We start from the raw sequence: 20,075 nt of genomic DNA on the forward strand, positions 1-20,075 counted from the left end.
CATCAGGGACAACCCCGACATCGCCCCGAGACCTTTCCCTTAACGCCATCGTGATCCACGGCGATGTATACAAGCACTATGAGATGGCGAGATCGCTACGGGCTCCGGCGGCGCCGGGGCGCCCGCGTGGCCAAATTCGACCGCGAGGCGACCGACGCCGACATCGAGGCCCTCATCGAGTTCGCCAAGACCCGGCGTGGAGTCGAGTTCTACGTCGAACCCGAGACCTTCGCGACCGACACCACCGCGGTGGCCGTGGCCCACGACGGGGAGTGGACCCGCCGCCGCGTCGGTGCTCCCCAGGTGATCGCCAAGGTCGCCAGGGATCTCGCCCTTCCGGTGTACGACGTGCAGCTCACCGGTTATCCCGCCCGGATGCGGGCCTACAACGAGCGCCGGCGTCAGGCTCAGGGCGGCGACCCGATCTGACGGCCGCTCAGGGTCGTCGCAGAGCCGATGCGGAGGCCGGACCGGGCAGGTCCCGGGCCAGCAGTGCGCGCAGCGGCGCGAGCCAGATCGCCCGGGGAGCGCCCATCTCGTCGTCGAGTTCCTCCGGCGTCGGCATGCGGTCGCGGAGCAGAGCGGGGGACATCATGTGCACCAGTGCCTGCCGGAGAAGGAGCGCCATGGAATAGCCGGGGTCGGCGTCGAGCGCCCGCTCCAGCGCTATCCCGGCCAGCGCGCACTCCCCCCGGTGCCAGGCGGCGGCCGCCAGCAGTGAGGCCGCGGGCGCGACGTGCCCCGGCTCCAGCCGGCGGGTGAGGTCGCGCCACAACGCGATGTGCGCGTCACGGTCGTCGATCAACGCCCACGCCTCGTCGCGCACCCTGACCACGGCGAGGTCGAGCCCGAGCCGGGCGGCGCCCTCGTCGTCAAGGCGGCCTCCCGAGTCGTACAGGCCGATGGCCCTGCGCACCCGCGCCAGCCCCTCGGCGACGAACCGCGCGGCCGCTTCGTCGGCGACCGGTCCCCCGGGCTCGGGCAGCGCCCGCAGATCGGCCACGACGCGGGAGGTGACCTGCCGCATCGCCGCTCCGGCGCACCGCTCGACCGAGCGCCGCAGGCTGCCCCGGTCGGGCAGGGCGACCAGCCCGTGCATCACGGCCTCGGCGGCGACGTGGCTGCGCTCGGTGTCGTACGGCGTGCCCTCCGCGGGACAGCAGCTCGCGCTGCCGCAGGAGTAGGACCAGTAGCGCCCGCCTTCGGCCCGGAGGCTCTCGGCCACGGGAATGCCTCCGGCGCGCAGCAGCCGGGTCACCGTGTCGACGGCGGGGGTCACCAGGGCACCGGGGCCGTACCCGACGACGAAGGCGGCGGTCACCGCCTCGCGGCGCAGCAGCGCGACCAGCCGGTCGAGGTCCCCGGAGGCGACCGGCAGGTCCCAGCGCGTCGTCAGCCGCACCTCCGCGCCGGCGACGCCGGTCACGACGAGGCTGTCGGCGGGATGGAACCCGACGAGGTAGGGCACGGCGGCCAGGATGTCGGCCGGCGAGGAGAGCACGAGCTTCGGGATCGTCATGGCCGCAAGCCTCGCCGGACGGCCGCGCCCCCACGACGGCCGAAGCGCGTTCTGGGGACAGCCGTCCTCCTGTGGACAACCGGCCGGACGGGCAGCCGGACGGCCGGTCACCGGGACGCCGGGCAGCCGGACGGCCGGGCGGTCAATCACCGGGATGACCAAGCAGCGCGGGCGGCCGGAAAACCGTTGGCACCGGGCCGGGCGCTCGGCCTACACTCGGCGCCATGTCTACGCCCCGGATCTCCTAGCTCGGACACCCGCTTCCACGCCACCCGTGTGTCCTTGAGCTTATCCGGAGCGTCAACAAATGATCACCCTTCGCGGTGTCGACGTGCGCGTCGGCGCCCGTCTCCTGCTGTCGGACGTCACCGCCCACGTCGCCCCCGGCGACCGCGTCGGCCTGGTCGGCCGCAACGGCGCGGGCAAGACCACCCTGCTGAAGACCCTGGCCGGCGAACTGCAGCCGGCCGCGGGCGCCATCACCCGGACCGGCGAGGTCGGCTATCTCCCGCAGGATCCCGCGGCGGCCGATCCGTCCCTGTCCGTCGCCGCCCGCATCCTGTCGGCCCGCGGCCTCGACGAGGCCGAGCGCGCGCTGCGCGCCGCCGAGGCGGCCATGAGCGACCCCGCCCTGCAGGAGCGGGCGATGCGGCGGTACGTCCGGGCCGAGGCGGAGTTCGAGGCCCGCGGCGGGTACGCCGCGCAGGCCGAGGCCGCCCGCATCGCCGCCGGACTCGGCCTGCCCGACCGGGTTATGACCCAGCCGGTCGGCACCCTGTCCGGCGGGCAGCGCCGCCGGGTCGAACTCGCCCGCATCCTGTTCGCCGGGCAGGCCACCCTGCTGCTCGACGAGCCCACCAACCACCTGGACGCCGACTCGGTGGCCTGGCTCCGGTCGTTCCTCGCGAGCCGCACCGGCGGGCTGGTCCTGATCAGCCACGACACCGCGCTGCTGGACGACACCGTGAACAGGATCTGGCGCCTCGACGCCGACCGAGCCGCGCTGGACGTGCACAACACCGGCTGGCGCACCTACCTGGCCGACCGCGACGCCGCCGAGCGCGGACGCGCCCGGCAGCGGGCGGTCGCCGAACGCAAGGCCGCCGCGCTGCACGCCCAGGCCGACAGGATGCGCGCCGGCAAGGCGACGGCCGTACGGGCCAAGGAGATGGCGCGCCGGGCCGACCGCATGCTGGCCGCGGTGGAGCCTGTCCGCCGCGCCGAGAAGGTCGCCCGCATCCGGCTGCCCGAGCCCGCCCCCTGCGGGCGCACCCCGCTCGGCGCGATCCGCCTGACCAAGGCGTACGGCGGCCTGCGGGTCCTCACCGGGGTGGACCTGGCCGTGGACCGGGGCAGCCGGCTCGTCGTGCTCGGTCTCAACGGCGCGGGCAAGACCACGCTGCTGCGGATCCTGGCCGGGCGGGAACGCCCCGACTCGGGCCGCGTGGTGCACGGGCCCGGCCTGCGACTGGGCTACTTCGCGCAGGAGCACGACACCCTCGACCCGGCGCGCACCGTCGCCCAGAACCTCGCCGCCGCCGCGCCGCACCTGGCCGACGGCGAGGTGCGGCGGATCCTCGGCTCGTTCCTGTTCGGCGGCGACGACGCGGGCAAGCCCGCGGGCGTGCTGTCGGGCGGCGAGAAGACCCGGCTGGCGCTGGCCACCCTGGTCAGCTCGCAGGCCAACGTGCTGCTGCTCGACGAGCCCACCAACAACCTCGACCCGGCGTCACGGGACGAGGTGCTGGCGGCGCTCGCCTCCTACCAGGGCGCCGTCGTGATGGTCACCCACGACGAGAAGGCCGTGAGGGCCCTGCGCCCCGACCGCGTCCTGCTGCTGCCGGACGGGGTCGAGGACATGTGGAACTCCGGTTACGCCGGTCTCGTGTCCCTGGCCTGATCTCCCGGTGCCTGACCTCCCGGTGCCTGATCTCCTGGCGCCCGACCTCCCGGTGCGGGCGCCGGCGCGAGCCGCGTGCGGACGAGCATGGCGGCGCCGGCGACCGCGCCGGGCATCGCGACGACGCTGACGAGCGGCACCAGGAACGCGAGGAAGAGCGGCACGCCGAACCCGAGCGAGACGGACATGTTCGACCGGAGCAGGGCGAAGCGCTCCTTGCGCCGCAGACCCCGCCGTTCCATCGCCAGCGCGGTCAGTTCGACCGTGAGGAAGAACCCGGAGACGAACGCCCCCACCACGGGCACCACGGTCTGCCCGACGACCGGCACGAAGCCCAGCACGAACAACGGCACGGAGAACAGCACGACCCACCAGAGCGTGACGAGGCTGTCGCGGATCGACCGGAACAGGGACGCCCAGAAGGGCAGGTCACCGCCACCGGGAAGCCCGCCGAGGTCCTCCTCGACCCGCTCCGACAGCTTCTCGTAGAACGGGTCGCCGATCACGAGCGTGACGGCGGTGAACGTCAGCACGGCGAGCGCGAGGCCCACCACGAAGATCATCACGCCGACCAGCGTGCGGAACCCGTCGCGCCAGCCCCAGTCGTCCGCGAACGGCGTCGCCCAGGCCGCCACGTCGGTCGCGTGCGTGCCCAGCCAGACCAGCGCCAGGGCGTAGAGCACCAGTGCGATCAGGGCCGGGATCAGTCCGAACAACCACCAGCGGGGGTGCCGGGCGGCCCACCCGAGACCCCGGAAGCAGAACCCGATTCCCTCGGCGAGACCGCCGACGCCGCGCCGTCCGGCGGGCCGCCCGATGCCACTCATGGCGGGCAGGCTAGCGCCACAAGGTCGTCACAGGCACGCCCAGATCGGCGAAAAGGCGGCGGAGCAGGGGCAGCGAGATGCCGAGCACGTTGCCGTGGTCGCCTTCGATGCCCTCCACGAACCAGCCGCCCAGGCCGTCGAGCGTGAACGCTCCCGCCACGCGCAGCGGCTCCCCGCTGGCGACGTACGCCTCGATCTCCTCCTCCGACGGCGTGCCGAACCGCACCACGGTCGCCGCCACCTCCGACACCCTGCGGCCCGCGGACACGTCGACCACGCAGTGCCCGGTCAGCAGCCTGCCGGTCCTGCCCCGCATCATGTGCCAGCGGTCCACCGCGTTCTCCGGCGTCCCCGGCTTGCCGTACGCGACGCCGTCGAGCTCGAGCACGGAGTCGCAGCCGATCACGATGCCGCCGCCGAGCGTCCGGGAGACGGCGTCCGCCTTGGCCACGGCCAGTTTCAGACACAGCTCCTCGGGCGTCGCGGCCGTGATCGCGTCCTCGTCGACCCCGCTGACGATCACCTTCGGATCGAGTCCGGCCGCCCGCAGCACGCCGAGGCGGGCGGGCGAAGCGGAGGCGAGTATCAGGTCCGTCACACGGTGAAGCCTAGTCGCTTCTACTATGTCTGGCGTTTACCGATCACATACGGGGGTGCCGGTGTCAAAAGCCACGGTCAAAGAGCGTGCGCGTTACTGGTTCGACAACACCATGGCGAAGGGCACGGCCGCGCTGATCGGCTGGCTGGCCCTGGTGTCGCTGGGGCTCATCGTGGTGGCCGGCGCGCTGACGATGTGGCTGACCCCGGACGAGGCGCTCAAGTACCACGGCTGGCCGGGCGTGCTGTGGCTGTCGCTCATGCACGCCCTCAGCCCGGGGAAGATCGCCGGGGACGCCGGGACGGCGCCCTTCCTCGCCATCATGCTCGGCGCGTCCCTCGGCGGCATCTTCATCGTCAGCATCCTCGTCGGCGTGCTCTCCGCCGGCCTGCGCGGCAAGATCGAGGAGCTGCGCAAGGGCCGCTCGCGCGTCATCGAAAGCGGCCACACCGTCATCCTCGGCTGGTCCGAGCAGCTCTACACGATCGTCTCCGAGCTGGTGAAGGCGCACGCCAGCCAGCACGGCTCGGTCATCGCGATCCTGGCCGACAGGGACAAGCCGGCCATGGAGGACGCCATCCGGACACGGGTGGGCGACACCGGCAAGACGCGGCTGGTCTGCCGCACCGGACGCCCCACCGAGCCGACGGACCTCGCCCTGCTGAGCCTGAGCACGGCGCGCACGATCGTGGTGCTGTCCCCAGAGAAGGACGACCCGGACGCGCACGTGATCAAAACCCTGCTCGCGCTGGCGAAGCGTGCCGGCGACCATCCTCCCGTGGTCGCCGCCATCGCGTCCTCGCGCAACATGGCCGCCGCCCGGCTGGCCGGCGGGCCCGGCGTCCACCTGGTCGACAGCGACGACATCGCCGCCCGGCTGATCGTGCAGTCGTCCCGCCAGTCCGGCATGTCCGTCGTCTGCATGGACCTGCTGAACTTCGACGGCGGCGAGATCTACCTGCGCCGCGACCCCTCCCTGTCCGGCCGGACGTACGGCCAGGCCCTCGATGCGTACGCGACCGCGACCGTCCTCGGTCTGCGCACGTCCGGCGGCGTGGTGCTCAACCCGCCGGCCGACACGGCGATCGGGACCTCCGACGAGCTCGTCGTGCTCGCCCAGGACGACTCGCTCATCCGCCTGGCCAACGGCACCCAGCCCGCCGACGAACGGCACATCGTGCCCGCGAACGCCCCGGAGAGGGCCGCAGAGCGGACGCTGATGCTCGGCTGGAACGGCAGGGCCGCGCGGATCATCCGCTACCTGGACGGCTACGTGACCCCCGGCTCGGTGCTCGACGTCGCGAGCGACCATCCCGCCGCCGGGATCGGCCTGGCCGACCTCGCCAACCTGACGGTGAACGTCAAGGAGTGCGACGGCACCGACAGGTACGCCCTGGAGTCCCTCGGCGTCGGTGTCTACCAGCACGTCATCGTGCTCTCCGACGACCGGTACGACCCGCATCACGCCGACACCCGGACGCTGATGACGCTGCTGCAGCTTCGCGACATGCAGGCGACCCTCGGCGAGAAATACTCGATCGTCAGCGAGATGCACGACGAGAACAACCGCTCGCTCGCCGAGGTCACCGAGGCCGACGACATCGTGATCAGCGACACCGTCATCGGCCTGCTGCTCGCGCAGCTCGCCGAGAACCCGCACCTCGCCGAGGTCTTCGGCTACCTCTTCGACTCCGCGGGCTCGGAGGTCTATCCCCGGCCGGTGGAGAACTACGTGACGACCGGCGGGCCCGTCGCCTTCCGCACGATCGTGGAGTCGGCCCTGCGGCGTGGCGAGACCGCGATCGGTTACCGCGTGGCGGCGAAGTCCGAGGAGCCGCCCCACTACGGCGTCGTGCTCAACCCGGACCGGTCCCGGGCGGTGACGTTCACGCCCGGCGACTCCGTGATCGTCCTCGCCGAGCGCTGAGCCCGGTCGTCCCCGCCGCTCACTCGCCGAGGCCGGCGCGGCGGGCGCGCACCACGGCCTGCGCCCGGTCGGCCACCTGGAGCTTGGCGAAGACGGACGTCAGATGGTTCTTCACGGTCTTCTGGCTGAGAAACAGGGCGCGGGCGATCTCCGCGTTCGACCTGCCGGACGCGAGCAGGTCGAGGATCTCCCGCTCCCTGGCGGTCAGCTCGGGGAACGGCGTGACGTCCGGGGCCGGCGCCAGGAACCTGCGGATGCGCCGGGCCACCGCGGGGCCGTACACGGCCTCGCCCCGGGCGACGGCCCGGACGGCGGCGATGAACTCCGCCCCGCCCGTGCCCTTGAGGACGTAGCCGCGCGCGCCCGCCCGCAGTGCGGCGAACACCGACGCGTCGTCCTCGCTCATCGTCAGCACGAGCACGCCGAGGCCGGGATCGCGGTCGATCAGCCGGCGGGTGGCCTCGATCCCCGAGGTGCCCGGCATCACCAGGTCCATCACGACCACGTCGGGCCGCAGCGACAGGGCGAGGGCGACGGCCTCGTCGCCGTCTCCCGCCTCGCCCACCACCTGGGCGCCGCCGACCTGTTCGAGCAGCGCCCGCAGGCCGTGCCGCAGCAGCGGGTGGTCGTCCACAAGCAGGACGCGCACCGGCTCGGCGGCCTCGGACTCGGCCAGGGAATCGGCCAGGGAATCGGCCGGGGAATCGGCCGTGGGGTCGGCCTTGGAACCTGCTTCGGGGTCGGCCTTGGGGTCGATCACAGCGGCAGCACCGCCTCCACCGTCGTGCCCGCCCCTGGGGCGGACGTCCTGCGCAACACGCCGCCGAGTTCCGCGGCGCGCTCTCTCATGCTGCCCGATCCCACGCCCTCGACGAGCGGCTCGGGCAGTCCCCTGCCGTCGTCGCCGACCCGCAGGACCAGCCCGTCCCGCTCGATCCGGGCGACGATCTCGATGGTCCGGGCCCGCGCGTGACGCAGGGCGTTGGCCAGGGCCTCCTGGGTGATGCGGTAGGCCGCCACCTCGACGGCGGCGGGCAACTCGGGCAGCGGCTCCGGCACCCGGACCGTGACGGCCGGGCCGCCCTCCACCGCCTCCTCCGTGTCCAGGGCCAGGTCCTCCAGGGCGCCGGCCAGCCCGAGCTCGTCCAGCGCCGGCGGGCGCAGGTCGTGGACGATCCTCCGCACGTCGCCGAAGAGGCCCTGCACGAGCTGCCTGACCTCCGACAGCGACGACCGCATTGCCGGCGACATGTCCGCGGCGGTGGCCTCGATCACGTCGAGCCGTACGCCGATGGCGGCCAGGCCGGGCCCGAGACCGTCGTGGAGGTCACGGCGGAGCCTGCGCCGTTCCTCCTCCCTGGCGATGACCAGCCGCTCCCTCGACGTCTGCACCTCCCTGGCGAGACGTACGGCGGCGAGGGCGACGGCGAGCTGGCGGGCGAGGTCGTCGAGCACGGCCAGGTCGGCCGCCGACAGCGCCTCGCCCGGCGACCGGGGGGCCGCGCGCAGCTCCCCCTCCACGCGTCCGCCCACCATGAGCGGGAGCCGTACGCCGTCGGCGGGGACACCGCCCTCGGCGCAGACCGGCGTGCCGTCGGCGGCGAGCACGGCGACCGCGGGCAGCCGCAGCGTGTGCGCCACGGTCTCCGCCGCGCGGTCGAGCAGCCGCGTCGGGTCGGCCGACGACTCCAGGCGCTGGCCGAGCAGGGACAGCGCGGCGGCCGGGTCGCCCCGGTTGCCGAACAGCAGACGGCCGACGGCCCGCTGCGCGGCGTCGCGGGCGGGCGCGAACGCCACCGCGACGACGGCGGTGGCGGCGAGCGGCTCGATCAGTCCGCTCCCGGTTCGCAGGAGCGCGCCGATCGTGGCCACAGTGACCAGGTAGGCCCCCAGCAGCACGACCGTGACCAGCGTGTACACGACGGTGCGCCGGATCAGCACCTCGATCTCGAACAACCGGTAGCGGAAGATCGAGACCGCCGTGGCCGCGGGGAACAGCGGCAGCACCGCGGCCTGCAGCCACACCCCCACCGGCGGGTCGGGCGGCAGCAGGGTGTCGGCGACGACCGAGAGCCCCACCGCGACGACCGCCGCGAACACCGGCAGGAGGCGGCGCCGGTTGTCCGAGCGCGTGACCCGGGTGGCCAGCGCCGCGACCCCCGACAGGGCCAGCCCGGTCACCACCACGCCGAAGGCGGCCTCCGCGACGGGATCCGTGGGGACGAACCCGAAGGAGCTGGGCACCTCGTGTCCCCAGACCCAGACGCGGTCGCGGAGCATGAGCATGACCTGCAGCACCGCCATCGCGGCGACGGCCGCGACCAGCACCGGTCGCCACCGTGCCGACGGCAGCCGTCCGTCGGGCAGCAGCAGCGGCAGCAGCAGGAGCGGCCCGAAACCGGTGAAGAACACCCAGTTCGTGACCCACGCGGCGAGCAGGGCGCCGGGCAGCCCGCACCACTGGGCGTACGCGGCGTATCCCCCGGACAGCGCCTGGAGCGCCAGCCCGGCGCCACTCAGGCAGAACAGCCACCCGATGGGGTGGCGCGGCCATCGCGACAGGATCAGCACGCCGACCGCGGGGCAGGTCAGGCCGACGACCGCGTCGAGCACCAGATAGGTGGTGTCGGGCACGGACACGGCCGCGGTGAGCGCGATGCCGACGACGACGGCTGCCCCGCACAGGACGGGGATCGCCCAGAGCCGTCGGGGCCACGCACCAGTTCGCATCAGGACATCATTGGACATTCCTCACCTCGACGGGAATGGGACCCGGGTCCCGTCCCACCCGGGACCCCCTCGCGCCGGGACGCCGGGGCGCGAACGGGACCCGGTCCTCAGGCGGACGGGACCGCCGGGCCGCTGGAATCGGCCCATGCGAACGACCACGTCACCCGCCATCGTCAACGAGGCCACCGCTCCCGCCGCCCGCCGGCCGCGGCTCGCCGTGTACGGCGTCACCCTGGCCGCCCTCGTGCTGCCCGTCGTGGCCCTCGCCGTCTCACAGGGCGCCGACCTCGACCGGATCGGCGACGCCCCGATCGGCACTCAGATCGCCGTCTACAGCCAGGCGTTCATGCCGGCGCTCGCCGCGCTCGCCGCGTGCCTGGCCGGTGGAGGCGTCCGCGCTGTCGACTGGGGTTTCCACCGGGTGCCCTGGCGCACGCTCGGCACCGCGTGGGCCGTGCCCGTCCTCGGCACCGGCCTCGCGTACGGCACGGCCTGGCTGACCGGGGCCGCGCGCTTCGATCCGGGCAACCTCGCCGCGTCCACCGGGCTGAATCCGGCGCTCGGCGTGGTGCTCGGCCTCGTTCCCGGGGTGGCGCCGTTCGTCGTCCTGGCGCTCGGCGAGCAGCTGGGGTGGAGTTCCCTGCTCGTCACGAGGCTCGCCGAGCGCAGGGGCCCGGCCGCGACCGCGGTGATCCTCGGCCTGGCCTGGGCCTCGTTCCACTACCCCCTGATGCTGTTCGTGCCGGGGGCGGTGGAGGAGGGCGTGCCGGTGTCGTACGCGCTGCTGATGTTCACGCTCCAGACCGTCACGCTGGCCTTCCCGCTCGTGTGGCTGCGCCTGCGCACGCGGAGCATCTGGCCGGTCCTGGTGCTCCACGCCACGATGAACGCGTCGCTGTACTTCGTGGCCGAGGCGATGACGTCGGCGCACGACAGATCGGCCTGGATGGTCGGCGAGGGCGGCGCCCTCACCACCGCGGGGCTGGCCGTGGCCGTGCTCCTGACCCACCGCCTGTGGCGGCGCCCCCGCTCGTCCCGCTAGCTAGGCCGTCCGGCTCAGGTTCTCGCCGAAGAACCCGGCGATCCTCTCGACGGCGCGATCCACGTAGTTCTTCTTGTCATAGAGGTCGACGTGGCTGGCGCCGTCGATCCAGTGGATCTCCTTGGGGCCGGTGGCGCGCTGGAAGGCGTCGATGCTCATCCAGGACGTGACGGCTCGGGTGCCGACGATCATGAGCAGCGGCCGGCCCCCGATCAGCGGGATCGGCGCGAAGGCGTCGAAGGACGCCATCCTGTCGATGCTGTTCCAGGTGAGGAAGCCCGCTGAGCGGGGGTGCCGGCCACGTTCGGTGCGGTAGTACTCGAAGCCCTCGGCACCGTGCTCTCCGCCGAGCGCGTAGGCCTCCTCGACGGTGTCAGGGAAGAGGGTCAGCACCGGCGGTTCCTCGCCCCGGGCCTCCACCGTGCGGGCGTGGGCCGCGGCGTCCAGCATGCCGGGGAACACGGCCGGGTCCTGGGCGCCGTCGGCACCCAGGCGGAACTGACGGGCGACGTCGACGGCGCTGACGGTGGCGACGGCCTTGACGCGGCGATCGCCCGCGGTGGCCGCGAGGGCGTAGCCGCCGGAGGCGCAGATGCCGAGCACACCGATGCGGTCCGGATCGACCTCATCGCGGCCGGTCAGGAAGGAGACGGCGGCCTTGAGGTCCTCGACCCGCTGCGCGGGGTCCTCCAGGCCGCGCGGTTCGCCGCCGCTCTCGCCCTGGAAGGCCGCATCGTAGGCGAGCGCGACGAACCCTCTTTCGGCCAGGTGGCGGGCGTAGAGGCCGGCGGCCTGCTCCTTCACACCGGTGCCGGGATGTCCGACGACGATCGCCGGACGCGGCCCCTCGGCCGGGGTGCCGGGAAGGTGGAGATGGCCGGCGAGCGGGATGCCGGCGCTGTGGAAGGTGATGTCGATCTTCGCCATGGAACTCTCCGAGTGGTCGGCCGGCCCGGCACGATGCCGGGCACGTGTCCACAGTCGTCGCGACCCCGGACAGGCAAAAGCGGCGAGTTTCTGCCTGGGAAAAAACCTGCCCCTCATCCCCGCCACCGCAGGTCCGCACAATGGAGGACATGACCAGCGCATCCGGCCCCGGCGAACTCGGCGCCTTCCTCAAGGCCCGCCGGGCACAACTGGCCCCGCAGGACCTCGGCCTGCCCGAGCAGGACTCCCGGCGCAAGGTCGCGGGGCTCCGCCGTGAGGAGGTCGCCCAGCTGGCCGCGATCAGCGTCGACTACTACACACGGCTGGAGCAGGGCCGTGTCCGGGCGTCCGCTTCCGTGCTCGCCACGCTGGCCCGCGCACTGCGCCTCGACGACGACCAGCAGCGGTATCTGTATCAACTGGCCGGCAAGGCCGACGATCGGCCTCGCAGGCGCCGGCCCCCGCAACGCGTGCGCCCTGCCATGCGGCGCCTGCTCGACCAGCTCACCGCGACCCCCGCCGTCGTTTTGGGCAAACGGCTGGACATCCTCGAGTGGAACGCCTGCGCCGCCGCCTTGTACATCGACTTCTCGCAGCTCCCGGTGGACCGGCGCAACTACCTCTATCTGCTGTTCTGCGACCCGATCATGCGGAGCATGCACCTGGAGTGGGAGCACGACGCCCGCGACGCCGTCGCCGCCCTGCGCATGGAGTCCGCGGCCGATCCCCGCGACCCGGAGCTCGCCCGGCTCGTCGGCGAGTTGTCCGTGCGGGACGCCGACTTCCGCACCTGGTGGGCGGAGCAGCGCGTCAACAACGCCGCCTACGGCACCAAGCGCTACCGGCATCGGCTGGTCGGCGATCTCACCCTCGACTGCGACACGTGGAGCAGTCCCGACGGCTCGGGACAGCGCCTCATGGTCCTCACGGCCGAGTCCGGTTCGCCATCGGATGACGCGCTGCGCATCCTGACCTCGTGGGCGCCCGGGCGACCGAGCGGCAGCCTGTCCCCCACGTCCGGATGACCCGCACGCCACCACCGCGGGGGGTCAGCGCGCCGGTGGGACGCCGACGCCTCGCAGCAGCGTGTCGACCACGACGTCGGCGGCCTGCGCGGCGCTCAGCTCGGACAACTCCTCGGCGGCCTGTTCCAGCAGCGGCGGCAGGACGGTGGCCACCCAGCCGGGCGGCAGGTCGGAGCGCAGCAGGCCCTCGTCGGTCGCGCGCCGCAGGAAGGCGTCGACGTCGTCGATCAGGCGGCGGCGGCGCTCGCGGAGCGTCACTTCGCGGAGCATACGGCTCGTTTCCACGGGCCATTTGCGGTTGACGGCGATGATGCCCTCGACGTAGAGATGCAGTGCGACCGCGACCGGGGCCTCGTGCAGCCTGGCGGCCTTGATGACCTCCTCCACCGCGTCGTAGCGCGCCGCGTAGACGGCGGCCATGAGGTCTTCACGGGAGGCGAAGCGGCGGTAGACGGTGCGGCGGTCCACTCCTGCCGCGGCGGCGATGGCGGCGACGGTCACCGAGGGGTCGTCGGCGAGCATGCGGGCGCCCGTGCTCAGGACGCGTTCCAGGTTGCGCGTCGCGTCTGCTCTCACCCGCCCAAGATACCCCTGCACGTAGCACCTGGCGGAACTTAATGTCACCGTCATGGGGCGATTACGCCATTAAGTGTTACAGCTTTGAGGTAGTTACAGCGCCAGCCGATGACGTGTCCATGATCGGCAGGCCCACGAGGACCGGCCGGCCGCGGCGTCGACGTCACCCGTTCCACGACGCGACCGGCCCCTTCCATCAGGCCGGCGAGACCGGCCGCGTCATGGGCCTGCACCCGCAGCGTGCCGGCTACGGCTCCTTCGCCTCGTTCGCCGACCCCGACGGGGAACCGCTGGTGCCTGCAGGAGATCAGCCGGTCGCAGCATGGAGAGACTCATGTCACATTAGCGCGGAAATTAACCCTGTAAGTGCTACATTCATGAGACAGTTACCTGGATATCGATCACATAGGAACCGTTCATGGCCAAGACATGGCTCATCACCGGAGCATCACGCGGCATCGGACGCCGCCTCACCGAAGCCGTACTCGAAGGAGGCGACCAGGTCGTCGCCACCGCGCGCAGCCCCAGGCAACTCGACGATCTGGTGGCCCGCCACGGCGACCGGATGCGAGCGGTCGCACTCGACGTCACCGACGCCGCCGCGGCGTCCCGGGCGGTCAAGGCGGCCACCGACGCCTTCGGCAGCCTCGACGTGGTCGTCAACAACGCCGGCTACGGCAACAGCGCGCCGATCGAAGAGATGGCCGAAGACGACTTCCGCGCTCAGATCGAGACCAACCTCTTCGGTGTCGTGAACGTGACGCGGGCCGCCCTGCCCGTCCTGCGCACCCAGCGCTCAGGAGTCTTCGTGCAGTTCTCCTCCATCGGAGGACGCGTCGGCGGCACTCCCGGAATGGGCGCCTATCAGACCGCGAAGTTCGCCGTCGAAGGCTTCTCCGAAGTCCTCGCCAGCGAAGTCGCGCCCTTCGGCATCAAGGTCGTCATCGTCGAGCCGGGCGCCTTCCGCACCGACTGGCAAGGCTCCTCCATGGAGATCCACCCCGTCGGGCCCGACTACGAGCAGACCGTGGGCGCCATCCACCGCTACCGGCGCGACACCGACGGCACCCAGCCCGGCGACCCGGCCCGCGCGGCCAGGATCATCATCGACGTCGTCCGCGACGACGACCCACCCCGGCGACTCCTCCTCGGCAGCGACGCCGTCGCCTCCGCCCGGAAAGCCGCCGAGATCCGTGCCGCGGAGACCGAGAAATGGGCCGACGTGAGCCGCTCGGCCGACTACCCCGCCGACGAACGCTAGTCAGGAGCTCCGGCGAACGCCGGAACCCGACGGCGGCGGGGTGATCCGGAACGTGGCCCGCGAACCCTGGCTGTGGCGCTAGAGCGCCTTGACCGAGGACATCACCTTGTTGATGTCGTGCCAGCGCTTCTTCTGGCTGTCGGGGATCGTGACGAACACGACGGCGGGCTTCTTCTCCGGTACGTCCACGAGGGCCAACGCCGCCGAGGAGACCCGCTTTTTGCCCTTGAGCGTGTAGTGCACCGTGTAGCCGAGCAGCCAGCCCTTCCGCTTGCCCGCCTTGATGGGCTGGGAGGCCGTCCAGGTGATCGTCGCGCCCGACGGGTGGTGGTTCAGCGTCCAGCGGGCGGCCAGGAAGGCGGTGTCGCGCAGCGTCTTCTGCTCGGGGGTCGGCACGGGGCAGGAGACCAGCATCCCGCGGTACGACGCGCCCTTGACCTTGGGCAGCAGCTGACGGGAGGCGAACGGCGCGGGCTTGGCCGACGCCCACGTCTTGGTGAAGCGGGGCAGGGCGACGCCGGAGCGCCGATCCTTGATCAGGCCGTGCGTGGCGGCCGCCCGGCCGGGCAGGCTGCGGAGCCTGCGGCCGTCCTTCGGCAGCGCGGGCACGCGGGGGTCCTTGAGGGCCGCCGCGAGGGCGGGATCGACCGCGTCCGCGCTGGTCCCGGGGCTGGCGACGGCGCTGGCGGCCGCGCTGGGCGTCACGCTCGCCCCGGTGCTGGAGAGGGGGCTGAGGCCGGGCGTGGCCGCCGCGCCCGCGGCCGGTGCGGCCGCGCCCGACGCGGACGAGGCCGGTACGACCGAGGGGACGGCGACGGCCGCGGAGTGCCGCGGCGCGGCGGTCGCGGTGGCGGAGTCGCCCCGGTTGAGCAGCACGACGGTCGCGCCCGCCCCCAGGACGACGACTCCCGCGGCGACCGCGATCCCCCGGTAGACCACCCGCATCGGCAGGTCCCACAGGCCCTTGGACGAGCTCGCCGGTGGCGTCGCCACAGGGACCGTGATCTTCGGTAGCGGAGTGGTCTCGGCCTCGGCCGCTATGTAAGAGGGAACGGCCTTCGTCCCATAGTCCCCAGGTGACACGATCGGGAGCGTACGGCATATCCCGCTATTTCGGGTGCCTTCCCTATCACACTTCGGGAACGCCGACCCGGAGCCACGGCGCGTCGGCCACGACCGTCGCGGAGCCCGGTTCGATCTCCGTGAATCCGGCGTCCCTGACCACCGGCAGCCCGCTCCCGGCCAGCGCGTCCCACTCGGCGTCGCCGGCCGTCCTGACGCGTAGGGCGAAGCCTCGCTCGCGCCAGGCCGCCCTGTCCGCCTCGCCCGCGCCCCACCAGGCGAACTGGGCGCCGTGGCCCGCCTGGGCCATCGCCTTGCCCGCCGTCATCTCCAGCCGGGGGTTGATCCAGAGCACCACGTCGCCGGGATCCGCCTCCGGCGGGGCGACGTCGTCGGACAAGTCGGTGCCCGACACCTGGAGCCGGGCGAGGTCACGCGGCCAGTCGTCAAGCGGCACGGGAGGATGCACCCGCACCTCGGCCGTGCGCACGGTGACGGTGATGCCGGGCAGGGCGAGCGCCCGCCGCCACTCGGCGCCGCGTGCCCGCCTGACCACCTTCCTGATCCGGCCGTCCTGCCACTCGGCGACCTCGCCGGACCACTCGCCTCCGTCCTCGGCACGGTTCTCGGCAGGGTTCTCTGGACGGTTCTCGGCACGCTTCTCAGCACGCTTCTCAGCACGGTCGAGCAGGCACACCACGGCCGTCGCCGCCGCCTCCAGCGCGTCGGTCCGCTGCGGCGGCGCTGCCCGCTCGATGCGTACGACCAGGGGAAGAACGCGTTCGGTCACCCGACAAGGATCGCAGCTTCACGGCGATCCCGGACACGCGTGACGATACGGGACGACATGAGTGCGGCGAGCAGGCACAGCACGCCCGCGCCGTACCACGCCAGGTCGTAGTTCCCCAGGTGGTCGCGGGTGACCCCGGCCACGGTCGCGACGACGGCCGCGCCGACCTGGTGGGAGGCGAAGACCCAGCCGAACACCACCGCGCCGTCCGTGCCGAAGATCCTGCGGCACAGCGCGACGGTCGGCGGCACGGTGGCCACCCAGTCGAGGCCGTAGAAGACGATGAAGACCAGCATGCTCGGCTCGGCCGTGGCGGCGAACAACTGCGGCAGGACCAGCAGCGACAGCCCGCGCAGCCCGTAGTAGACGGCGAGCAGGAGCCGCGGGTCCACCCGGTCGCTCAGCCAGCCGGAGAAGACGGTGCCGGCGATGTCGAAGACCCCGATCACGGCGAGCAGCGAGGCGGCGGTGGTCTCCGCCATGCCGTGGTCGTGCGCGGCCGGGATGAAGTGGGTGCCGACCAGACCGTTCGTGCTCGCGCCGCAGATGGCGAAGCCGGCGGCGAGATACCAGAAGCGCCGGGTGCGGGCGGCCTCGCGCAGCACGCGGACGGCCCGCGCCGCGGCGCCCTTGGCCGGCGTGCGCACGACCGGCTCGGTCGCGCCCAGCGCGGTCAGGCCGATCTCCTCGGGAGTGTCCCTGAGCAGGAACCACACGAGGGGCACGACGGCGAGGGCGCCTCCCGCCACCGTGACCGAGGCCCACCGCCAGCCCTGCATCTCGGTCAGGTGCGCTAGCACCGGCAGGAAGATCAGCTGCCCGGTCGCGCCGCCGGCCGTCAGGACGCCGGTGACCAGCCCGCGGTGCCGTACGAACCAGCGGTCGGTCAGCGTGGCGGCGAAGACGAGCGCCATCGAGCCGGTGCCGAGCCCGACCAGGACGCCCCACAGCGCGATGAGCTGCCAGCTCGCGGTCATGAACACGGTCAGGCCGCTGCCGGCCGCCACCAGCAGCAGGGCGCAGGCGACGACGCGGCGCATGCCGAAGCGGTCCATGAGCGCCGCCGCGAACGGCGCGCACAGCCCGTAGAGCATGAGGTTCACCGAGACGGCGAGCGAGATCGTGCCCCTCGACCAGCCGAAAGCGTCCTCCAGTGGCGTGATCAGCACGCCCGGCGTGGCGCGGAACCCGGCCGCCCCGATGATCGCGACGAAGGCGACGGCGGCGACGATCCACGCACGATGCAGCGACTTCATGGCGAGCATCCTTCATCGTGCTCGCCTTCCGGGAACAGTGGCCGGGAGGTCAACATGTGAAAGAATCCGGCCATGCACCGCGTCGCCGTACTGGCCCTGGACGACTTCTCCACGCTCGATCTGGGGATCCCCGGGCAGGTGTTCTGGGCCGCCCGCGACCCCGGCCCGCTGTACGAGGTCGTCACCTGCACCCCGGGAGGCCGCCCGGTGCGCGGCCCGGCGGGCTACAGCGTCGTCCCCGACCACGACCTGAGCGTGCTCGCGACGGCCGACACGGTGGTGGTGCCGGGCATCCACAGCGGGACGCCACTGGAGAACGGCACGCTCGACGAGGAGGTGCGCGCGGCGCTGTGGCGCGTCGCGGGACGCGGCCGGCTCATCTCGATCTGCACCGGCGCCTTCGTGCTGGCCTCCGCGGGACTGCTGGACGGGCGCCCGGCGACGACCCATTGGCGCAACGTCGCGGACTTCCGTGCGCTGTTCCCGCGCGTACGGCTCGATCCCGACGTGCTGTTCATCGACGACGGCGACGTGCTGACCTCGGCCGGCGTGGCGGCGGGCATCGATCTGTGCCTGCACGTGATCCGGCGCGACCACGGCAGCGAGGTGGCCAACCGCACCGCCCGCCGGTGCGTCACCCCGCCGTTCCGGGAGGGCGGGCAGGCCCAGTACATCGAGCGGCCGCTGCCCGATCCCGCCGGGACCACCACCGCGCCCACGCGGGCGTGGATGCTCGAACACCTGGAGGAACCGGTCAACCTGGCGGCCCTGGCCGCGCACGCCCGGATGAGCGTCCGGACGTTCACCCGCAGGTTCCGTGAGGAGACCGGCCTCAGCCCGGCCAGGTGGCTCGCCGGGCAGCGGATCGCGCACGCCCGGCACCTGCTGGAGACCACCGACCTGCCGGTCGACGCGATCGCCAGGAAGGCCGGGTTCGGCAGCGCGGTCTCGCTCCGCCAGCACCTCCACGCCGCCGTCGGGGTGTCCCCTCTGGCCTACCGCCAGACGTTCCGCACTCCCGCCGTCCTCGGCTGATCAGTGTCTTCTACTGATCAGTGTCTTCGGCCGGCCGGTGTCAGCGGCGGTCGCCCGTGGTGGGGCCGCGCCAGGCGTACGGGGTGCCCGACCGGCGTCCGGGCCGGCGGAGCGCCGGGGAGTCCGCGGGCTGCTGCTTGCGGGCCCGCCGCCTGCGCATGAACAGCCAGCCGAGGCCGAGCAGGACCATCCCGATCGGCGTGCGCGCCAGCCAGCGGGTGACGACGAGTTGCAGGATCCTCTTCATGACACCCGCCTCTACCCGGCACGCATGTGATCATGTGCCCGCCGTTCAGGATGCCAGCTGCGGATAGAGGCCGGCCACGTCGCCGGACAGCTTGGCCCGCACCTGGCGGCTCGTGTCGTCGGCGACCACCTCGAAGCTCCCCTGCTCGATCCCCTGCAGGGCCTGGGCGGCGACCTCCGCCGGGTCGATCTTCGGACCGTCGACGTGGGCGGCCATGTCGGTGTCCATGTATCCGACGTGCAGCGCCGTGACGAGCGTGCCCTGCTCCTTCAGTTCGAGGCGGAGGCTGTTGGTGAGCTGCAGCGCGGCCGCCTTGGCCGCGGAGTACCCGGCCACCTGCGGGGCGGTGAACCACGACAGCACCGACAGCACGTTGAGGATCGCGCCGCCCCCGTTGCGGCCCAGGACCGGGGCGAACTCACGAGCCATGGCGAGCGTGCCGAAGTAGTGCGTCTCCATCTCCAGGCGGATGTCGTCGAGCGCACCCGCGAGGAACGACGAGCCCGTGGAGATCCCGGCGTTGTTGATCAGCAGGTTCACGTCGCGGGCCCGCTCGACGGCGGCTCGGACGGACACGGGGTCGGTGATGTCCAGGGCGAGCGGCACCACGCCCGGCAGGTCGACCGTCTCCGGCCTGCGCGCCGCCGCGTACACCTTGGCGGCGCCACGGTCCAGCAGTGCGGCCGCGAAACACCGTCCCAGCCCGCGGTTCGCGCCCGTGACCAGCGCGACCGATCCCTCGATCCTCATTGTGGCCTCCATTCCTCGACGGCTTCGCGTCCACGCTAGAGGTCTGACTTTAATATTGCAAGCCAGCTTCCTCGGGCTAGCCTGGATCCCACCGGCGACGAGCGAGCGAGGCGTGCGATGACGACCACCGAACTCCCCGACTCGATGACGTGTTCCATCGAGCGGGCGGTGACCCTCCTCGGAGAGCGGTGGACGCCGCTGATACTGCGGGAGCTGCACACGGGAGTCGTGCGCTTCGCCGACATCCAGCAGCGCCTGGGGATCGCCACGAACTTGCTGACCACGCGGCTGGCGACGCTCACCGGTGCGGGCGTCGTCGAGAAGCGGCCCTACCGCGACACGGGGGCGCGCACCCGGTACGAGTACCACCTGACCGATTCGGGCCGCGACGCGCTCGTGATCCTCGGAGCACTGCAGCAGTGGGGGGACCGCCACGTGCCCCTGCTGGCGGGACCGACCGTCGAGCGCCGCGATCGGCGGACCGGGGCGCGGCTGGACGTGTCCTTCACCGACCCCGAGGGGCACGCCGTCCCGCTGGACGCGGTCGCCTTCGTACGCACCGGGCACTCACCGGCGGGGTCGCCTGCCGCGTAGCGGTGGGGC

General features: G+C 72.6%; 20 protein-coding genes. 8 read left to right on the forward strand and 12 right to left on the reverse strand.

The annotated features are described in order from the left end of the window. Positions 1–78 precede the first annotated feature (78 nt). A complete protein-coding gene (locus ABZ860_RS18040; RefSeq protein WP_357221225.1) occupies positions 79–429 on the forward strand; it encodes a hypothetical protein in 351 nt (116 codons plus the stop codon). A gap of 7 nt (positions 430–436) precedes the next feature. Here the strand turns inward: ABZ860_RS18040 and ABZ860_RS18045 are convergent, their stop codons facing one another. Beyond that, the gene (locus tag ABZ860_RS18045) at positions 437–1,519 is read right to left on the reverse strand and encodes a DUF4192 domain-containing protein (protein ID WP_357221228.1); all 1,083 of its coding nucleotides are present in this window, start codon (positions 1,517–1,519) and stop codon (positions 437–439) included. Positions 1,520–1,826: 307 nt separating this feature from the next. On the opposite strand from ABZ860_RS18045, the gene ABZ860_RS18050 reads away from it, so the two are divergent. Beyond that, positions 1,827–3,419 (forward strand): ABC-F family ATP-binding cassette domain-containing protein, encoded by a 1,593-nt coding sequence (locus ABZ860_RS18050; protein ID WP_357221231.1) that lies wholly within the window; start codon positions 1,827–1,829, stop codon positions 3,417–3,419. Here the strand turns inward: ABZ860_RS18050 and ABZ860_RS18055 are convergent. Both ABZ860_RS18055 and ABZ860_RS18060 read right to left on the reverse strand, forming a co-directional pair. After that, positions 3,392–4,246: an EI24 domain-containing protein gene (locus ABZ860_RS18055; protein WP_357221233.1), complete on the reverse strand. Its 855-nt coding sequence runs from the start codon at positions 4,244–4,246 to the stop codon at positions 3,392–3,394. The two genes, ABZ860_RS18050 and ABZ860_RS18055, sit on opposite strands and share 28 nt — an antisense overlap. A 10-nt stretch (positions 4,247–4,256) precedes the next feature. Then, positions 4,257–4,844, reverse strand: coding sequence for a nucleoside triphosphate pyrophosphatase (locus tag ABZ860_RS18060; RefSeq protein ID WP_357221236.1), 588 nt, complete (start codon positions 4,842–4,844; stop codon positions 4,257–4,259). Between the two features lie 61 nt (positions 4,845–4,905). Between ABZ860_RS18060 and ABZ860_RS18065 the strand changes: the two genes are divergently transcribed. Beyond that, positions 4,906–6,771, forward strand: coding sequence for a potassium transporter TrkA (locus ABZ860_RS18065; RefSeq protein ID WP_357221239.1), 1,866 nt, complete (start codon positions 4,906–4,908; stop codon positions 6,769–6,771). A 19-nt stretch (positions 6,772–6,790) separates the two neighbouring features. Here ABZ860_RS18065 and ABZ860_RS18070 read toward each other — a convergent pair whose 3' ends face one another. Further along, positions 6,791–7,447, reverse strand: coding sequence for a response regulator transcription factor (locus tag ABZ860_RS18070; protein ID WP_357221466.1), 657 nt, complete (start codon positions 7,445–7,447; stop codon positions 6,791–6,793). 80 nt (positions 7,448–7,527) lie between these two features. After that, positions 7,528–9,501 (reverse strand): sensor histidine kinase, encoded by a 1,974-nt coding sequence (locus tag ABZ860_RS18075; protein WP_357221242.1) that lies wholly within the window; start codon positions 9,499–9,501, stop codon positions 7,528–7,530. A gap of 145 nt (positions 9,502–9,646) precedes the next feature. Here ABZ860_RS18075 and ABZ860_RS18080 point away from each other — a divergent pair, with 145 nt between their 5' ends. Beyond that, positions 9,647–10,543, forward strand: a complete 897-nt coding sequence (locus tag ABZ860_RS18080) for a CPBP family intramembrane glutamic endopeptidase (RefSeq protein ID WP_357221245.1) — start codon at positions 9,647–9,649, stop codon at positions 10,541–10,543. Here the strand turns inward: ABZ860_RS18080 and ABZ860_RS18085 are convergent, their stop codons facing one another. After that, positions 10,544–11,470 (reverse strand): alpha/beta hydrolase, encoded by a 927-nt coding sequence (locus ABZ860_RS18085; RefSeq protein WP_357221248.1) that lies wholly within the window; start codon positions 11,468–11,470, stop codon positions 10,544–10,546. Between the two features lie 149 nt (positions 11,471–11,619). Here ABZ860_RS18085 and ABZ860_RS18090 point away from each other — a divergent pair, with 149 nt between their 5' ends. Beyond that, positions 11,620–12,495, forward strand: coding sequence for a helix-turn-helix transcriptional regulator (locus tag ABZ860_RS18090; protein WP_357221251.1), 876 nt, complete (start codon positions 11,620–11,622; stop codon positions 12,493–12,495). 24 nt (positions 12,496–12,519) lie between these two features. Here ABZ860_RS18090 and ABZ860_RS18095 read toward each other — a convergent pair whose 3' ends face one another. Then, a complete protein-coding gene (locus ABZ860_RS18095; protein ID WP_357221254.1) occupies positions 12,520–13,071 on the reverse strand; it encodes a TetR family transcriptional regulator in 552 nt (183 codons plus the stop codon). Positions 13,072–13,489: 418 nt separating this feature from the next. On the opposite strand from ABZ860_RS18095, the gene ABZ860_RS18100 reads away from it, so the two are divergent. Next, the gene (locus tag ABZ860_RS18100) at positions 13,490–14,332 is read left to right on the forward strand and encodes an oxidoreductase (protein ID WP_357221257.1); all 843 of its coding nucleotides are present in this window, start codon (positions 13,490–13,492) and stop codon (positions 14,330–14,332) included. A gap of 78 nt (positions 14,333–14,410) precedes the next feature. Here ABZ860_RS18100 and ABZ860_RS18105 read toward each other — a convergent pair whose 3' ends face one another. The 3 genes from ABZ860_RS18105 to ABZ860_RS18115 all read right to left on the reverse strand — a co-directional run bounded on the left by ABZ860_RS18105 (position 14,411) and on the right by ABZ860_RS18115 (position 17,440). After that, positions 14,411–15,325: a hypothetical protein gene (locus ABZ860_RS18105; protein WP_357221260.1), complete on the reverse strand. Its 915-nt coding sequence runs from the start codon at positions 15,323–15,325 to the stop codon at positions 14,411–14,413. Positions 15,326–15,461: 136 nt separating this feature from the next. Beyond that, a complete protein-coding gene (locus ABZ860_RS18110) occupies positions 15,462–16,184 on the reverse strand; it encodes a peptidyl-tRNA hydrolase (protein ID WP_357221262.1) in 723 nt (240 codons plus the stop codon). After that, a complete protein-coding gene (locus ABZ860_RS18115; protein ID WP_357221266.1) occupies positions 16,181–17,440 on the reverse strand; it encodes an MFS transporter in 1,260 nt (419 codons plus the stop codon). The genes ABZ860_RS18110 and ABZ860_RS18115 overlap by 4 nt, the downstream gene beginning before the upstream one ends. Before the next feature lie 72 nt (positions 17,441–17,512). On the opposite strand from ABZ860_RS18115, the gene ABZ860_RS18120 reads away from it, so the two are divergent. Next, a complete protein-coding gene (locus ABZ860_RS18120; protein ID WP_357221269.1) occupies positions 17,513–18,475 on the forward strand; it encodes a helix-turn-helix domain-containing protein in 963 nt (320 codons plus the stop codon). A gap of 40 nt (positions 18,476–18,515) precedes the next feature. Here the strand turns inward: ABZ860_RS18120 and ABZ860_RS18125 are convergent, their stop codons facing one another. Beyond that, complete coding sequence (locus ABZ860_RS18125; protein WP_357221272.1) at positions 18,516–18,722, reverse strand: DUF6203 family protein; 207 nt, start codon at positions 18,720–18,722, stop codon at positions 18,516–18,518. A 45-nt stretch (positions 18,723–18,767) separates the two neighbouring features. Next, entirely contained in the window at positions 18,768–19,472 is a 705-nt protein-coding gene (locus tag ABZ860_RS18130; protein WP_357221275.1) for an SDR family oxidoreductase, read from the reverse strand. Positions 19,473–19,589: 117 nt separating this feature from the next. Between ABZ860_RS18130 and ABZ860_RS18135 the strand changes: the two genes are divergently transcribed. Then, the gene (locus ABZ860_RS18135; protein WP_357221277.1) at positions 19,590–20,066 is read left to right on the forward strand and encodes a helix-turn-helix domain-containing protein; all 477 of its coding nucleotides are present in this window, start codon (positions 19,590–19,592) and stop codon (positions 20,064–20,066) included. Positions 20,067–20,075 lie beyond the last annotated feature (9 nt).

This window comes from Microbispora sp. NPDC046973, from assembly GCF_040644495.1.
Lineage (GTDB): Bacteria > Actinomycetota > Actinomycetes > Streptosporangiales > Streptosporangiaceae > Microbispora.

Excerpts from the sequence above, each read along its gene's own strand:
- ABZ860_RS18080 (WP_357221245.1), top strand. The coding sequence starts at position 9,647 with ATGCGAACGACCACGTCACCCGCCATCGTCAACGAGGCCACCGCTCCC.
- ABZ860_RS18050 (WP_357221231.1), top strand. The coding sequence starts at position 1,827 with ATGATCACCCTTCGCGGTGTCGACGTGCGCGTCGGCGCCCGTCTCCTG.
- ABZ860_RS18130 (WP_357221275.1), bottom strand. The coding sequence starts at position 19,472 with ATGAGGATCGAGGGATCGGTCGCGCTGGTCACGGGCGCGAACCGCGGG.
- ABZ860_RS18040 (WP_357221225.1), top strand. The coding sequence starts at position 79 with ATGAGATGGCGAGATCGCTACGGGCTCCGGCGGCGCCGGGGCGCCCGC.
- ABZ860_RS18120 (WP_357221269.1), top strand. The coding sequence starts at position 17,513 with ATGCACCGCGTCGCCGTACTGGCCCTGGACGACTTCTCCACGCTCGAT.
- ABZ860_RS18090 (WP_357221251.1), top strand. The coding sequence starts at position 11,620 with ATGACCAGCGCATCCGGCCCCGGCGAACTCGGCGCCTTCCTCAAGGCC.
- ABZ860_RS18115 (WP_357221266.1), bottom strand. The coding sequence starts at position 17,440 with ATGAAGTCGCTGCATCGTGCGTGGATCGTCGCCGCCGTCGCCTTCGTC.
- ABZ860_RS18100 (WP_357221257.1), top strand. The coding sequence starts at position 13,490 with ATGGCCAAGACATGGCTCATCACCGGAGCATCACGCGGCATCGGACGC.
- ABZ860_RS18075 (WP_357221242.1), bottom strand. The coding sequence starts at position 9,501 with ATGCGAACTGGTGCGTGGCCCCGACGGCTCTGGGCGATCCCCGTCCTG.
- ABZ860_RS18045 (WP_357221228.1), bottom strand. The coding sequence starts at position 1,519 with ATGACGATCCCGAAGCTCGTGCTCTCCTCGCCGGCCGACATCCTGGCC.
- ABZ860_RS18125 (WP_357221272.1), bottom strand. The coding sequence starts at position 18,722 with ATGAAGAGGATCCTGCAACTCGTCGTCACCCGCTGGCTGGCGCGCACG.
- ABZ860_RS18085 (WP_357221248.1), bottom strand. The coding sequence starts at position 11,470 with ATGGCGAAGATCGACATCACCTTCCACAGCGCCGGCATCCCGCTCGCC.
- ABZ860_RS18135 (WP_357221277.1), top strand. The coding sequence starts at position 19,590 with ATGACGACCACCGAACTCCCCGACTCGATGACGTGTTCCATCGAGCGG.
- ABZ860_RS18055 (WP_357221233.1), bottom strand. The coding sequence starts at position 4,246 with ATGAGTGGCATCGGGCGGCCCGCCGGACGGCGCGGCGTCGGCGGTCTC.